This window comes from Olivibacter ginsenosidimutans, from assembly GCF_039542865.1.
GTDB lineage: Bacteria > Bacteroidota > Bacteroidia > Sphingobacteriales > Sphingobacteriaceae > Olivibacter > Olivibacter ginsenosidimutans.
Genome location: NZ_BAABIQ010000003.1, coordinates 443,743 through 458,581 on the forward strand (window position 1 = coordinate 443,743; position 14,839 = coordinate 458,581).

Consider the following 14,839-nt stretch of genomic DNA (forward strand, 5'->3'; position numbering starts at 1 on the left):
CAATGATAAGAACCTAGTACACCATTAACGTAAAGAAACTGGAAGTGATTGCGGCACCCCCAGTTATCGTTCATTAGATCTGTAAAATTAGTATTCACTAACCTAACTCTCAAAAGTATGGATTATTTCTCTCATGGCAAAAGGCGATGTGATAAAGCTTTTCTTTGCCATCATGTTAACAAAATCTACCTCACAATGAAATTGACAATGGCGTTTGTATGCTTATTTTCAATTGGTGTTTACGCCAATTCCAAAGCGCAGAGCGTAAATTTATCATTGAAAAATGCAGCGCTGGAAGAGGTGCTTCAGGAAATTGGACGGCAAACTGATTTCCGTTTTTTTTATTCGGATAAATTGATGCAACAAGCTGCTCCGGTTACGGTCCAAGTTAAACATGGCGAGCTGGACGAGGTGCTGAAACAGCTGCTTACCGAACGGAAATTGACATATAAAAAAATAGCGCGAACCATTACTATTCTGAAGGAAGAACAGGATAAGCGTCAGGATATTCGGGTACATGGTGTCGTGCGCGATTCATTAGGTACCTTATCTGGAGTATCCGTCATTTGCAAAGAACAACCAAATATCGGTACAACGACGAATGATAAAGGCGAATTTACGTTGACAGTACCCGAAAGCACTACGCTAATCTTTAGGTTTATGGGCTATGCGCAGCAAGAGAAACTGGCCACAGTGGGCCAGCCGCTTCAAATTATAATGGTACCTGCGGAAAATCTCATGAATGAAGTGGTGGTCACAGCACTCGGTATTAGCAAAGAAAAAAGACAGATTGCCTATGCCGTCCAAGAAGTAAAAGGAGAGGCACTCAATGTAGCACGAGAATCCAATGTAGCCGCTAATTTGGTTGGTAAGGTAGCCGGTTTACGGGTAACACCGAAAAGTACCTTATTTGCTAGTCCGCAGATCTCCCTGCGAGGTGCAAAAACTACTATCGTTATCGACGGTGTGCCTGCACCGGAAGATTTTGATATGTGGAGCTTGAATGCAGACGATATTGAGGATGTAACAGTGCTGAAAGGTACAGCCTCTTCTGCCTTATATGGTTCTGTGGCTCAGAATGGAGCCATCATGATTACAACGAAAAAAGGTAAAGGAGGAAAAGCGGGTGTAGAACTGGCTTACAATACCAGTACGCAGTTTCAAGCAGGTTTTTTACGTATACCGGAAACACAGCATGACTATGGCATGGGCTTCAATGGGGAATACGCCTTTGTAGATGGAAAAGGGGGAGGAGTAAACGATGCTTATGGCTATGTATGGGGGCCAAAACTGAATCAGCCTGATCCCAATACAGCAAGCGGTTTTATCGAAATTCCGCAATATAATAGTCCCGTTGATCCCAACACCGGCAAGCTGGTGCCTTTACCGTGGATTACCAGAGGACAGGATAATTTAAAGAATTTCCTAAATAACGGTTTGCTAACCACCCATAATGTAAGTTTCGCGGGTACAACAGATAAAACCGATTACCGTATCTCCTTATCGCATGTGTATCAAAAGGGCCAAGTACCCAACACCAAACTCAATTCAACTTCCATAAACTTAGCAGGAAGTTTGAAAATCAGCGAGAAACTGCGCGCCGAGGCAACGCTTTCGTATAATAAACAATATTCGCCTAATTACCCTACAAGCGGTTATTCACCAGATAACTATTTATATAATATTGTGCTGTGGATGGGGCCGGAGGTTAATATTAAAGATATGCGTCAGTATTGGAGACCCGATCGGGAAGGATTGGAACAGCTTACTTATAATTATAGCTGGTATAATAACCCGTGGTTTTTGGCCTACGAAAAAGAAAGGGCGTACACCAATGATGTCCTCGTGTCGCAGGCTAACCTAAAGTATACGATTAATGACGATTTGAAATTTATGGTGCGTGGGGGGATTACCAGCAATTTTGCCAATAGTGATCTAAAAACTCCATACAGTTACATCAATTACGGGACAGATGCTGCTCCTTATGGAAATTACTGGCTGCAAAAGCAAAATGAAATGCGTTTAGTTACCGATGCCTTACTGACCTATAACAAAACGTTTTTGAAAGATTTTAATATAACGGCTAGTGTGGGCGCCAGTAGCCGACTGGATCATTTTAATAATTTATCATCCCAAACCATGGGGGGCTTAAGTGTTCCCGGATGGTATAACCTAGCCAATTCCCGGAATCCGGTAAAATCGGAAAATACCTTAACCGAGAAACAGGTGTATGGACTTTATGGTTATGTAGATTTGGATTATAAAAGTATGGCTACCTTAAGTATTACCGGTAGAAACGATTGGACTTCCGCTTTGCAATCGCCAAACAACTCATACTTTTATCCTTCAGCCTCGCTGAGCCTAATTGTTTCGGAGATGGTCAAACTTCCTGAAGCCATCTCGCTAGTTAAATTGCGTGGAGCCGTAACGGATGCAACGACAGATGTATCGCCCTACAGCACCTTGCAGACATATGAAATTGGCGATCGTTGGAATGGTACCCCATCGCTCAATCTGCCGGGCGCGCTACGACCTCCCGGTTTAAAGCCGAATAAAACCATCGCGCAGGAGTATGGTGCCGAACTTCGGTTCCTGAATAACAGAATTGGACTAGATATGTCCTATTTTAACTATGATTTAACCAATAATGTGGTGGAAGTTCCTTTATCCTTGGCTTCGGGTTATTCTCTTATCCAAATGAACGGCGATAAATACCGGCGTAGAGGTATTGAATTGGTACTGAGCGGTACGCCGGTGCAAACAGACAATTTTCGCTGGAATACAATAGCGAACTATTCGCGCCTTCGCAATACGGTATTGGAATATTTTGGCGGTGAAGAGATTCGGGGAGGGGTGAAGGTGGGTGAACGAACAGACATTTACAGGGGTTGGGCCTGGCAAAAATCGCCCGACGGACAGATTGTACACGAAAATGGTATTCCGCAATATATCAATCAGGAGGTGAATTTAGGTCATACCTTACCCAATTGGGAATTTGGTTTTATCAACAACTTTAATTACAAAAATTTTGGTTTATCAATAGCCATTGATGGTAAAATTGGAGGCAAATTGTACAATGGGGTTGAGGCTAAGATGTTCGAAGGAGGCATGCACCCGGCCACTGCTAATCATTATCGAGATGATGCATATGCCGGTGAAAAAACCTATTTGGCAGGTGGAGTAGAGCAAACCGGTGGTAGCGCTACATACGATGCCCAAGGGAATATTACCAGTGATACCCGTACGTTTGCACCCAATACAACGCCGGTGAATTATGTCGACTGGGTATTTGCGACATATACCAATGGAATCGATGAGGCCAATCTGTACAATCGCACCTATGTAAAACTTAGAGAGATTACCTTAAGCTATAATATGCCGGCCAAGTTGTTGTCAAAAACACCGTTTAAGGCCGTTAGTTTTTCTTTGGTAGGACGTAACCTTTTCTTATGGAGCAAAGTGCCGTTTATCGATCCGGATGGTTATGTGGATACCGCATTAGATCCCGGAGGCTTTGATACCACTGAGATTGCCGAACCGACCACCAGAAATATTGGCTTTAACCTGAATTTGAAATTTTAACATAACGACTGAAGCGATGAATGCGAAAATTTTTATCGGAATGCTATTGCTTACAGTGAGCTTAGGTGCCTGTAAGAAGTTTGACTACTACCAAGATAATCCTAATAAACCCACCAATGCCACACCTGCTTTGTTATTAACCAATGTGTGTAATACGGTATTTAATAATAATCCAGAGAGTGCTGCTTATGCTGTTCGTCACTTAACCTATTATGAACGGCCTAACGAATCGATCAATTATAACTGGAACAGGGGCTCATTTGGTAATTACAATACCTTAAGACAGGTGCAGAAAATGCAGGAGCTGGCTGCTGATAACGCTAATTATCAGGGACTGGCTAAATTTTTCCGGGCAGTACTCTTTTTACAAATGACCGATACGTTTGGCGACATCCCCTATACAGAGGCCTTACAGGCGGAAGAAGGATTACAACAACCAGCCTATGCTACACAAGAGCAGGTCTACTTGGGCATTTTACAGGAATTAGAAGAAGCGAATGAACTCCTGTCGGAAGGTAATGGACTGCTGGATGGTGATATTATTTACCAAGGCAATGTGCAGCATTGGAAACAGCTGGTTAATGCATTTCATTTGCGGGTGCTGATCCATCTTTCTAAAAAAGAGGCCAATAGTAACTTGAAGATTAAAGAGCAATTTAAAGCTATTGTTAATGATCCAGCGAGATATCCGCTATTGCAAAGCAATGCAGATAACGGGCAGTTGGTTTATAATTCTTCAGACGAATCCAACTATTATCCCACGGCTGGCTCATTAAGCATCGCCACATTGGTTTCTTTAGAAAAGACTTTCGTAGACCGTTTAAAGGATTATCGTGATCCGCGTTTATTTTCCTTTGCAGAGCCCGTTGCCGGTAAAGAAGCGGGTGTATTTGACAACTATAATGGTGTTGATGCAGGTTTATCGCCAGCAGATCAGCAGAGTACAGCATCAAAATCCTCATTGATTGCCCGACGTTATGTCGATCTGAAAAATCCAGTAAATGAACCCATGATTTTTTTAGGGTATGCCGAACAAGAATTTTTAATTGCAGAAGCGATTACCCGAGGGTGGTTAACGGGCGAAGCGGCAACGCATTATGCAAATGGTATTCGGGCGTCAATGGCGTTTTACGGAGTTGAAGAACAAGCGATCGATGCTTATTTGGGGCAGTCAACTATTTCCTTAACAACAGGCGATGCGTTGGAAAAAATCCTGATGCAAAAGTATATTGCATTCTTTATGAACTCAGGCTGGGAACCTTTCTACGAACAACGACGTACAGGTGTGCCCACATTTAGGGTTGGCCCTGGTACTTTAAATGGCGGTAAGGTTCCAAAACGTTGGCTATACCCCCTAACCGAATTTCAATACAATGAAGCACATGTGGAGGAGGCTATAGCAAGACAGTTTCCAGAAGGTGATAATGTAAATGCCTCGATGTGGTTGATTCAATAATGACGGTTTAGCCCGGACATTTTTTTGTACAATTAGCGAATTGAGATTTAATTTTTTTTATGGATACGAGAAGAGATTTTTTGAAAAAAGCAGCTGCACTTGCGGGTGGGGCGTCACTGATGCATGTTATGCCGGCATCTATCGCCAGAGCAATGGCGATTAACCCCTCTTTGGGCAGTACCTTTTACGATGCAGAACATGTCGTCCTTTTAATGCAGGAGAATCGATCATTTGATCATGCTTTTGGTACATTACAAGGTGTGCGAGGCTATAATGATCCGCGGGCAATCGATTTGCCGAATAAAAACAAAGTTTGGGCACAAACACGACATAACGGGGAAACCTTTGCCCCATTCCGATTGGACATAAAGGATTCTAAAATTACCTGGATGGGCTGCCTGCCGCATAATTGGACCGATCAGACGGATGCGCGCAATCAGGGTAAAATGAATAAATGGCTGGATGTAAAGCGTTCCGGATTTGAAGATTTTGCCGATTTACCGTTAACGATGGGCCATTATACGCGGGAAGATATTCCTTTTTACTATTCGTTGGCAGATGCTTTTACCATATGCGATCAACATTTCTGTTCTAGTTTAACGGGCACAAATCCGAATAGACTTTATTTTTGGACGGGTAATATCCGGGAAAATTTAACCGGTAAGGCCTGCGTATGGAATGGGGATTCGGAGTTTAGCGGCAATGCCCGGTGGAAAACGTTTCCTGAGCGTTTGGAAGAGCAGGGAATATCCTGGAAAATTTATCAGAATGAAATTTCTTCGAGCAGTGCCGGTTATAGTGGAGAGGCAAACAGTTGGCTGGCTAATTTTGGCTGCAATGTCATGGAGTATTTTCCTCAATATCAGGTGAAGTTGAGTAAACGATACATAACCCTGTTGGAGGAGCAGAGGATAACACTGGTTAAAGAAATTGCTAGCTTCCCAGACAATGGTGATGCTGGAAAGTTGGATCAATTAAAACATCGATTGAAACAAATAGCGGACGAACAACAGGTATATACCGCGGAGCGCTATCATGCTTTAAGTGAACAGGAAAAGCAGTTACATGAACGTGCTTTTGTCAATAATAGCGGCGATCCGGATTACATGAGCCTAGAGCGGCTTATTTACCGGGATGGTGATACGGAACGAGAACTGCATATTCCGAAGGGAGATGTATTATACCAGTTCAGAAAAGATGTCAATAACGGCAACTTACCTACGGTGTCCTGGTTAGTACCTCCGCAGCTTTTTTCTGACCACCCGGATTCGCCTTGGTTTGGTGCTTGGTATGTGAGTGAGGTGATGGATATCCTAACGAAGAACCCTGAAGTATGGAAAAAAACGATTTTCATTTTAACGTACGATGAAAACGATGGATATTTTGACCATATACCGCCTTTTGGTTCGCCTAATCCTTATCGGCAGGGTACTGGTAAGGTTTCTGCAGGAATTGATGCTCAATTGGAATATGTGCGTCGGGATGAACAATATTATCCGGAAAGCGGACGGGAAAGTAACATCGGACTGGGGTATCGGGTGCCTTTAATCATTGCTTCGCCGTGGACAAGGGGTGGATGGGTAAATTCGCAGGTATTTGACCATACGTCTTCGCTACAGTTTTTAGAAGATTTTCTTTTGAAAAAATTTGATAAGGAGGTCAAGGAGTCGAACATAACGGCTTGGAGAAGGGCAGTATGCGGTAATTTAACTTCTGCTTTCAGGCCTTACCACGGCGAAAAACTAAAGAAACCGGTATACCTCGAAAAGGAAACGTTCATGGAAGGCATCCATCGGGCTAAGTTCAAAGGACTTCCCAATAATTTTAAGGCGTTAAATGAAAATGAACTGGCCGAGCTCAACCGTAATCCCAATACTTCTCCCTATTTTCCTGAGCAGGAAAAAGGGATACGCGATGCTTGCGCCCTACCATATGAATTGTATGTCAATGGACATTATGATAAACAGGCTGATCGGTATACTATAAGTTTCGAAACTGGAAATAAGGTTTTTGGTAAAAGGGCTGCGGGAGCACCATTCTTGGTTTATGCCATCAACCCGTATCAAGGAGAACGATTGCCGATCAGAGATTACAGCTTGCTTGCGGGCGACCAGATGGAGGATAGCTGGAATGTGAATCAATTTGAGAATGGAACTTATCATTTACGCGTATATGGCCCTAATGGCTTTTACCGATCATTTAGAGGAACAGCCCTTAACCCACTTATACAGATAAATTGTTCCTACCAATTTGATGATCAAAAAACAAAGACCTTAACAGGTAAGGTGCTGTTAACATTACGCAATCACGATAGGCTTGGACATGAAATTCATGTTGTAGACAATAGTTATGGCGATCAGGAAAGACGTATCGTGCTGGAGAAAGGACGAACAACGACTATTTTAATCGATACAGTAAAAAACTACAACTGGTATGATGTTACCATACGATGCAAAGATTATAGCGATTTTGCTGAACGTTTTGCCGGTCGGATCGAGAATGGTCGGCCCCTTAAAACAGATCCGTTAATGGGAAGGGTGGTGTAGATTGTCAAAAAATAAGGTGTCCCATGAGACACCTTATTTTTTATGCAGCCCGTTTTTATTTCTTTGCTGCTTTTAAGTCAAAACCAATTTCTACATCTTTACTGATCGCCCAGTTTTCAGGGCTGCCTTCGGTCTTGTAGTTTACACCCCAAGCACTTCTGTCAATAGTGAATTTTGCTTTCGCTGTTACATCATTGTCGTTTACAGCAATTTGTGCAGGAAAACTAATGTTCAAGGTGCTATCTTTTAGGGTTAGATTCCCACTGATGATATGGGTAGCATTGGGTAATAAGCTTTTTTGTGCTGTGCTGTCGTAAGGCGCAACTCCCGTAATCACAAATTTTGCGGTTGGATGTTTTTCTACATCGAAAAAGTCAGCACTCTTCAAGTGCCCTTCCAAATCAGTATATTTTTTATCCTTTTCCGTTACGGATTGAGGATCTACCTGTAAACCAGCTAGGTTTACTTCCAAATCTCCTGCTGTTACTTGTCCATCTTCAACAGCTAAACTACCACCGGTTACCTTAATGATACCAAAGCGAGGGGCTAGGCCACCTTTATGTGTGGCTTGCCAAGTTACCTTCGTCGTTGCAGTGTCTATGGCATAAGAGGTTCCCGTAGCTACTGCTGCTTCTTTCTCTGCCTCGGTTTTCGCTTGGTCACTAGCATTGTTTCCTCCGCAAGCGGCAATGAATAGGGCTAGGGCTAATGCTGGAAAAATAATCTTTTTTTTCATTTGTTTGCTTTTTATTTGTTTTTGTAAGTATTTATTGATACTCAGAGCACTGTTTAAAATCGATATTTTGACTGTACTATCCTGATCCCGAATACGTGTGCTACATTAACTCGTCCGTAAATTAAACGATTGCGTTTATCTAAATGCCTGTTTTTTATTCTTTTTGTTGCAAAATAAAGTTTTTTTTGTTGTTTTATATAGAATGATTAAAAATAATTAGCGATAAACAAAGTTACTTTCCAAAAGGATAGTATCTTTACGGATGTAGTTTAGTGCTTCTGTACAGAAAATCTTTTTCGCTAAACATTATTTTTGGCACAGTCTTTACTATAAGAATTGCGTATTTTTGAGAAAGAAAAATTTTAGTTATGAATTTAAAAGGAATAAGTCTGCCGGCCGCCCTTATGGCAATGGTGCTATTGGTATCCAGTTGCGGTAGTAAAAAGTATACATTATTACAATCTCGCTATGGTGAGTTGGAGACAAAGTATAAAGATTTAGATTTAAAATATCTAAATAGCCAACATGAGCTTACGAACGCAACAAATCGCGTAAAAGATTTGGAAGAACAAATTGCCCAGTACAAGTCAAACGTCAATTCGCTTCAAGCGGCTTTAGACAAATGTTTGACCAATAGTGGTCAGGGCAATGCCAATATCTCTAAATTGGTTGACGAAATTAACGCTTCCAATAAATACATCCAACATTTAGTGAATACAAAGGCTAAGAGTGATTCGTTGAATATGGTCTTAACCAATAACCTCACCCGTTCGTTAAGTCGCGAAGAAATGCAGGATGTAGATGTGCAGGTATTGAAAGGAGTGGTTTATATTTCATTATCAGATAATATGTTGTATAAATCAGGCAGCTATGAAATTTCTCCTCAGGCTGGGGAGACATTGGGCAAAATTGCTAAAATCATTACCGATTATAAAGATTATGAAGTGCTTATAGAGGGTAATACCGACAATGTGCCTATCTCGCAAAAGAATATCCGCAATAATTGGGATTTAAGTGCTTTAAGGGCCTCATCAGTGGTCCAAGCGCTACAAAACAATTATGGCGTAGATCCTAAACGTCTTACTGCCGGTGGTAGAGGTGAGTATAATCCTATTGCAGGTAATGATACCGAAGCGGGTAGGACAAGAAATCGTCGTACACAAATTATCATTACCCCGAAACTGGATCAGTTTATGGAGTTAATTGATAAAGCGCCTGAAAAGGCTCAGGATGGCGATACTACGCTGACTGAACCGGATACAACGACCACTTATTAATAATATCCACAATAAATAAAAAGCCTCGGTGATATTTTATTATCATCGAGGCTTTTTTGTACATGGTTTATTCCACCCATCCATATTGGATGTAAGTAAAATATTTTTTAATTTCGCCATACCATCTGCTCCTATAGTTTTAATGGTAAAACAGTTGAATCGTAATCAACGGTTGCTGGTTCGAGTCCGGCTGGGAGCTCTATTTAAAAAGCCCTTTATCCTATACCAATAGTCATATGAAGAAAATAGCCTTTCTGTTCTTGATGCTGCTGATCGGAGGTGTTCCATTAAAAGCTCAGGAGAGTGTCCCTTTTTCGCTAACGGCAAATGGGCATATCTTAATTAAAGCAAAAGTAAACGGTGTAGAGGGAAACTTCATTTTTGATACGGGTGCGGGTTTGAATATGTTCTTTAAAACGTTTGCTGAAAAACTTGAAAATAAAGAAACGCACCATTTTTTCGTTGGCCACCGAGCGACTGGAGAACCCTTACGGATGCCTTTATATCGTTCGAAAACATTGTCATTGGGCGACTTTGAATGTAACGATCAGTGGTATACCACTTTTGACCTGCATATGGATGGTATTGATGGTATCTTGTCATTACAGGCATTTCGGCAAACACCGGTAACCATTGATTATACGAAAAAGGAATTGTCATTTGCCAAATTAGGTAAGAAGGGAAAAAATAAATTCATTACACTTGAAACAGCAGATTATGGAGGTCGGGCATTGGATATTTTTACAAATGTTCGGCTTAATGATCAATTATCCATCCAAATAATGTTAGATTCAGGAGCGGGAGACCATTCCTATTGGGTGGATGAACGTTTCATGGACGACCTATCCATAAAAAGATCAACGTTGGATAGTATAGAGAAAAAGAGTGAATTTAACGCAAATAAAATATCAAAAATGTACATAGGCAAACTTGCAGAAATTGCTACCGAAAATAAGGAGGCTAAGATCGAAAATCCGTCTGTTAATTTTGTTCAGGGGCTGATTTATGAAGGGAAAATGAGCATCGCATGGCTCGGCAAAAAAATAACCATCAGCATCCCCGAAAAACGGATTTATATCGCTGAAGATTGAATAATATGAAAAAAGCCGGCATTTTTGTGGATGCCAGCTTTGCTATGCGATGTATAATTACTAGTTAAAATAGTGTGATAATTTGAGTCCGAAGAAAGATAATGATCCATCTTTAGAATAGATGTCGTACTTCAATTCAGCTTCAAATGAACCAAGTTTAACGCCGGCACCAGGAGAATAACTCATAGCTGTCCCACTGTCTCCACCACCCTTAATTACTTCCTTCACAGAAAAAGCTGGACCTAAATCAAATTTAATGTACAATGGGCTTGGACCGATACCGTAACGTGCGCCAACTCTGATGGGTAAAATTCCTGCGTTGCCTACATCGTATCCTTCTTCTTTAAAGGCATCCTTGATATCTCCCTTAAGAAACCATTGTTGATAACCGGCCGAGCCGATGACCGATAAATTGGTTACGGGTAGGGGAACCAAAACATTTAGGCTGGCACCCGCTGAAACAGCATATAGGTCACTGGCACTACCTGTTGGAATGCCTCCTTCTATACCGATGCCAAATTTAACGGGCGACTGGGCTGAAACCCGACTAGAGATGAAAGTGCAAAGCACGACTACACAAGCAAGTAAAAGTTTGTTTTTTCTCATATTAATGTTGTTTAATGTTTTTAATAGATTGTTTAAGGCTATTGCCAGCAAAGATAGAAAGATAAATTCGTGAATCAATACAGAGTAGATGAATCCGGTTTTTTTCTAAAAAGAAAAAGATAAGAAGTAATTGTTACCACTTACTGGTATTTTGTAATTGCGTTAAAATAGTTGTCAAATCAAGTGGTTCATTGGTCTTGGTTAAAAAAGCCTTTTTGATACCAGCACGTTTGGCCGCCTCTAGGTCGGAAGGTTTGTCGCCAATGAGGACGCTTTCAGTTAAATTAAGCTCAAATGCTTTTGCAGCTTCTAATAGCATGCCTGGATTAGGCTTTCTCCACTGGCTAGGTTTCGTGAAATCAGGATGATCCGGACAGTGGTAAACCTTATTAATGGTAATACCCGCGGCTTTAAACTGCTGTACCATCCATTCGGTCAGCTGAGCGTAATCGGCCTCTGTATACAATTTCCGGGCAATGCCCGATTGATTGGTAACAATGATAAGAAGATATCCCTGCTCCTGAAAATATCGGCAGATATCGAAAATACCTGCTACAAATTCAAAGGCCGTGATTTGATAGACATAGCCCTTGTCTATATTTACCACACCGTCACGATCGAGAAACAGCGCTTTCCTGTGCATAATTTTATAATTGCTCTTGTATTTTCTTGATGAGATTGGTGGTAGAATAACCGGGCACGAAAGCTAAGGTTTTAACGGTTCCACCACGTGCCAGCACTTCGTTTGCACCAACAATCGTGTTCACTGTATAATCGCCACCTTTGACCAGAATATTGGGTTTAATAGCCTTAATCAATTCAAGTGGGGTATCCTCTTCAAAAATACTGATCGCATCGATAAAGTAAAGGCAAGCTAAAAAAGAAGCTCGTGTCATTTCATCATTAATCGGGCGGTTTTGTCCTTTCAATCGCTTTACCGAAGCATCCGAATTTAAGCCAATGACTAGTTTTTGACCTAAAGCTGCTGCTTCCAGTAAATAGTTTAAGTGTCCGGGGTGCAATAAATCAAAACATCCATTGGTGAAGACCACTTTTTCACCCGCTTGTTGCCATTCAGCAACTTGCTGGATAAGCCTTTCACGGGCGAGGAGCTTCTGTAAGGGTTGTTGGATAGGATGGTCCATAATGGGCATTAATAAATCGTGTCGATATAGGCACAAAATAGGTGCCCGATTAAAATATGCATCTCTTGGATATGCGCAGTAACAGCACTGGGCACTATAAGGCTTAGGTCACATCTATTTTTCAAATCGCCGCCATCTTTACCCGTAAGCCCGATCGTGACAAGTCCCTTTTCTTTAGCGGCTGTTACGGCTGTTAAAATACTCGGACTGTTTCCACTGGTGGAAATGGCGATCAAAACATCACCTGCATTACCTAAGGCATATACTTGCCTTGAAAATACCTGCTCGTATCCATAATCATTTCCAATTGCCGTCAGCGCCGAAGTGTCTGTCGTTAATGCAATTGCTGCTAAGGGAGCTCGTTCTTTAACAAATCTGCCTGTAAATTCGGCTGCAATATGTTGGGCATCCGCAGCGCTTCCACCGTTACCCACTAACAAAACTTTATGGTTGTTTTTTAAGGCATTTCCAATCTGCATCGCGGCTTCTTTTATTGCCGGGCTAAGTTGCTCTTGCGTTTGTTTAAGCGTTTCTAAATGATCATTAAAGGTTTTTTCAATGATTTTATCCATGGCATTATTGTTCTTGCTTTTTTCTGAGTTGTTCAATTTCTTTTAATGTAGCGGTAGCACTTCCTATTTTAGCAACAACAACTGCTGCTGCATGGTTTGCCAGATCGCAAGCTTCATGAAGGGATAAACCTTCGGCCAAACCATATGCAATGGCGGCAATCACGGTGTCACCTGCACCTGTTACATCGTATACCTCTAAAGCTTTGGTGGGGATAATGTCTAGATTTTCTTGATGATAGATGGCCATCCCTTCTTCGGATAAGGTTACAACGACAGATTGGCATTGTGTTTTTTCCCGAATTCGGGCGCAGGCTTCTCGTAAAGTCTGTTGATCGACAATAGTTATGCCCGACATTAACGCCGCCTCTTTCTTATTGGGTTTAATGATGTCGATGCCGGCAAATTTTTCCAAATTTTTTTCCTTGGAATCTAATATGGTTAATACTTGGTGCTGTTTGCAAGCTGAAATAATGGCTTTGCTTAGCCCGTCACTAAAAAAACCTTTACAATAGTCGGATAAAATTAACAATTGGGTATGCGGCAGCAAAGCGGTTAATTGGCCGATTAGCTTTTCCTCTCCGTCAACGCTGATGTTTTTTTTGGTTTCCCGATCAATTCGCAATAGTTGATGGTTTCCTGCCAATACCCTTGTTTTTACGGTAGTAGGCCGATCCTTTTCCTTCGCTAGAAAATAGGTTATACTGGAAGAATGAAGTTGGTCTTCTAATTGTGAAGCCGCCTCGTCTGTTCCGCAAGCAGCCAATAATTGCGTTGGTGCCTCTAAAGCAATCAGATTTTTAACGACATTTCCTGCACCACCTAAGGTATAATGCTCTTGAGTGAAGTTTACCACGGGTACAGGAGCTTCAGGAGATATTCGGTCGCATTTTCCATAAATATAATGGTCAACCATAATGTCTCCGATAACCAAGATGTTTTTTTTTGGACTCATATAGTAATAAGGTTTTGCTTTTCCAGCAACTATTCTGCAAAGAAACAGAATTAAAACGAAGCTAATTCCAATTTTAGTGTAAATTATTCGACTGGGCTCTTTATTATGGGTAAAAAATAGTAAAATTGTTTAGCGTGACGAATAATCGCTTTTATATGCAATACGATTACAGTGCATATACGTCCGTCGTTTTATGGCGGAAGCTTGAACGCAAAAAACAAACACTTGTGAAAAAAAGGCAATTTATCTACGTTTGATATGAACATGAAGAAGCACTTTATTTTTATCTGTTTTATGTGCTGTACTTGTATCGGGTTACATGCACAAGGATTAACAACAGATCAACAATTAAATAAACAAACAAAAATGGCAAACATCACATTCAAAGGAAATCCAGTCCATACCATTGGAGCCTTACCAAAAGTAGGAACAGAAGCTCAGGATTTTACATTAACAGCCGTAGACTTATCGGAAAAAAGCTTGAAAGCGTTTCAAGGAAAATATGTTATCCTGAATATTTTTCCAAGTGTTAATACAGGGGTTTGTGCTGCTTCAGTACGTAAATTTAATGAAGATGCAGCTCAGTTGCCGAACACTACTGTTTTATGTATTTCCAAAGATTTACCATTTGCACAGGCGCAATTTTGTGGTGCAGAAGGTATTAAGAACGTCGTGATGCTTTCTGATTTTCGATCAGACTTTGGAAAGACTTATGGTGTAGAGTTGACAGATGGGCCCTTACGTGGCTTGTTAAGTAGAGCCGTCGTGGTTATTGATCCCCAAGGGAAAATAGTTTACGAAGAACAGGTTCCTGAAATAGCACAAGAACCTAATTATAGCGAAGCCTTGGCTGCGGTAAAGTAAAAAAGGAAAGTC

Annotated in this window: 12 protein-coding genes and 1 tRNA gene; 7 read left to right on the top strand and 6 right to left on the bottom strand. The window is 41.2% G+C overall.

Going from position 1 to position 14,839, the window contains the following annotated elements; genetic code table 11:
• Positions 1-195 precede the first annotated feature (195 nt).
• The 3 genes from ABD930_RS03240 to ABD930_RS03250 are packed head-to-tail and all read left to right on the top strand — an operon-like array spanning position 196 to position 7,584.
• Positions 196-3,582: a SusC/RagA family TonB-linked outer membrane protein gene (locus ABD930_RS03240; RefSeq protein ID WP_345230251.1), complete on the top strand. Its 3,387-nt coding sequence runs from the start codon at positions 196-198 to the stop codon at positions 3,580-3,582.
• Between the two features lie 16 nt (positions 3,583-3,598).
• On the top strand, positions 3,599-5,038 hold the full coding sequence (locus ABD930_RS03245; RefSeq protein WP_345230252.1) for a SusD/RagB family nutrient-binding outer membrane lipoprotein: 1,440 nt from the start codon (positions 3,599-3,601) through the stop codon (positions 5,036-5,038).
• A gap of 59 nt (positions 5,039-5,097) precedes the next feature.
• Positions 5,098-7,584, top strand: a complete 2,487-nt coding sequence (locus tag ABD930_RS03250) for a phosphocholine-specific phospholipase C (protein ID WP_345230253.1) — start codon at positions 5,098-5,100, stop codon at positions 7,582-7,584.
• A gap of 55 nt (positions 7,585-7,639) precedes the next feature.
• Here the strand turns inward: ABD930_RS03250 and ABD930_RS03255 are convergent, their stop codons facing one another.
• Complete coding sequence (locus ABD930_RS03255; RefSeq protein WP_345230254.1) at positions 7,640-8,320, bottom strand: YceI family protein; 681 nt, start codon at positions 8,318-8,320, stop codon at positions 7,640-7,642.
• A gap of 368 nt (positions 8,321-8,688) precedes the next feature.
• Here ABD930_RS03255 and ABD930_RS03260 point away from each other — a divergent pair, with 368 nt between their 5' ends.
• The 3 genes from ABD930_RS03260 to ABD930_RS03270 all read left to right on the top strand — a co-directional run bounded on the left by ABD930_RS03260 (position 8,689) and on the right by ABD930_RS03270 (position 10,688).
• Positions 8,689-9,597 carry an OmpA family protein gene (locus tag ABD930_RS03260; protein WP_345230255.1) on the top strand — a complete coding sequence of 303 codons (909 nt, stop codon included), beginning with the start codon at positions 8,689-8,691 and terminating at the stop codon, positions 9,595-9,597.
• Positions 9,598-9,724: 127 nt separating this feature from the next.
• Positions 9,725-9,796 (top strand) — tRNA-Thr (locus ABD930_RS03265).
• A 37-nt stretch (positions 9,797-9,833) separates the two neighbouring features.
• Positions 9,834-10,688, top strand: a complete 855-nt coding sequence (locus ABD930_RS03270; protein WP_345230256.1) for a retropepsin-like aspartic protease — start codon at positions 9,834-9,836, stop codon at positions 10,686-10,688.
• A 60-nt stretch (positions 10,689-10,748) separates the two neighbouring features.
• Here the strand turns inward: ABD930_RS03270 and ABD930_RS03275 are convergent, their stop codons facing one another.
• From ABD930_RS03275 to rfaE1, 5 genes are all read right to left on the bottom strand, one after another.
• Entirely contained in the window at positions 10,749-11,294 is a 546-nt protein-coding gene (locus ABD930_RS03275) for a hypothetical protein (protein WP_345230257.1), read from the bottom strand.
• 133 nt (positions 11,295-11,427) lie between these two features.
• Entirely contained in the window at positions 11,428-11,937 is a 510-nt protein-coding gene (locus ABD930_RS03280; RefSeq protein WP_345230258.1) for a D-glycero-alpha-D-manno-heptose-1,7-bisphosphate 7-phosphatase, read from the bottom strand.
• 4 nt (positions 11,938-11,941) lie between these two features.
• A complete protein-coding gene (gene rfaE2, locus ABD930_RS03285) occupies positions 11,942-12,439 on the bottom strand; it encodes a D-glycero-beta-D-manno-heptose 1-phosphate adenylyltransferase (RefSeq protein WP_345230259.1) in 498 nt (165 codons plus the stop codon).
• A gap of 8 nt (positions 12,440-12,447) precedes the next feature.
• Positions 12,448-13,011 (bottom strand): D-sedoheptulose-7-phosphate isomerase, encoded by a 564-nt coding sequence (locus ABD930_RS03290; RefSeq protein ID WP_345230260.1) that lies wholly within the window; start codon positions 13,009-13,011, stop codon positions 12,448-12,450.
• Positions 13,012-13,015: 4 nt separating this feature from the next.
• A complete protein-coding gene (rfaE1, locus tag ABD930_RS03295; RefSeq protein WP_345230261.1) occupies positions 13,016-13,963 on the bottom strand; it encodes a D-glycero-beta-D-manno-heptose-7-phosphate kinase in 948 nt (315 codons plus the stop codon).
• A gap of 366 nt (positions 13,964-14,329) precedes the next feature.
• Here rfaE1 and tpx point away from each other — a divergent pair, with 366 nt between their 5' ends.
• Positions 14,330-14,827 (top strand): thiol peroxidase, encoded by a 498-nt coding sequence (gene tpx, locus ABD930_RS03300; protein WP_345230262.1) that lies wholly within the window; start codon positions 14,330-14,332, stop codon positions 14,825-14,827.
• Positions 14,828-14,839 lie beyond the last annotated feature (12 nt).

Excerpts from the sequence above, each read along its gene's own strand:
- tpx (WP_345230262.1), top strand. The coding sequence starts at position 14,330 with ATGGCAAACATCACATTCAAAGGAAATCCAGTCCATACCATTGGAGCC.
- ABD930_RS03290 (WP_345230260.1), bottom strand. The coding sequence starts at position 13,011 with ATGGATAAAATCATTGAAAAAACCTTTAATGATCATTTAGAAACGCTT.
- ABD930_RS03245 (WP_345230252.1), top strand. The coding sequence starts at position 3,599 with ATGAATGCGAAAATTTTTATCGGAATGCTATTGCTTACAGTGAGCTTA.
- ABD930_RS03270 (WP_345230256.1), top strand. The coding sequence starts at position 9,834 with ATGAAGAAAATAGCCTTTCTGTTCTTGATGCTGCTGATCGGAGGTGTT.
- ABD930_RS03240 (WP_345230251.1), top strand. The coding sequence starts at position 196 with ATGAAATTGACAATGGCGTTTGTATGCTTATTTTCAATTGGTGTTTAC.
- ABD930_RS03260 (WP_345230255.1), top strand. The coding sequence starts at position 8,689 with ATGAATTTAAAAGGAATAAGTCTGCCGGCCGCCCTTATGGCAATGGTG.
- rfaE2 (WP_345230259.1), bottom strand. The coding sequence starts at position 12,439 with ATGGACCATCCTATCCAACAACCCTTACAGAAGCTCCTCGCCCGTGAA.
- ABD930_RS03250 (WP_345230253.1), top strand. The coding sequence starts at position 5,098 with ATGGATACGAGAAGAGATTTTTTGAAAAAAGCAGCTGCACTTGCGGGT.
- ABD930_RS03275 (WP_345230257.1), bottom strand. The coding sequence starts at position 11,294 with ATGAGAAAAAACAAACTTTTACTTGCTTGTGTAGTCGTGCTTTGCACT.
- ABD930_RS03280 (WP_345230258.1), bottom strand. The coding sequence starts at position 11,937 with ATGCACAGGAAAGCGCTGTTTCTCGATCGTGACGGTGTGGTAAATATA.
- ABD930_RS03255 (WP_345230254.1), bottom strand. The coding sequence starts at position 8,320 with ATGAAAAAAAAGATTATTTTTCCAGCATTAGCCCTAGCCCTATTCATT.
- rfaE1 (WP_345230261.1), bottom strand. The coding sequence starts at position 13,963 with ATGAGTCCAAAAAAAAACATCTTGGTTATCGGAGACATTATGGTTGAC.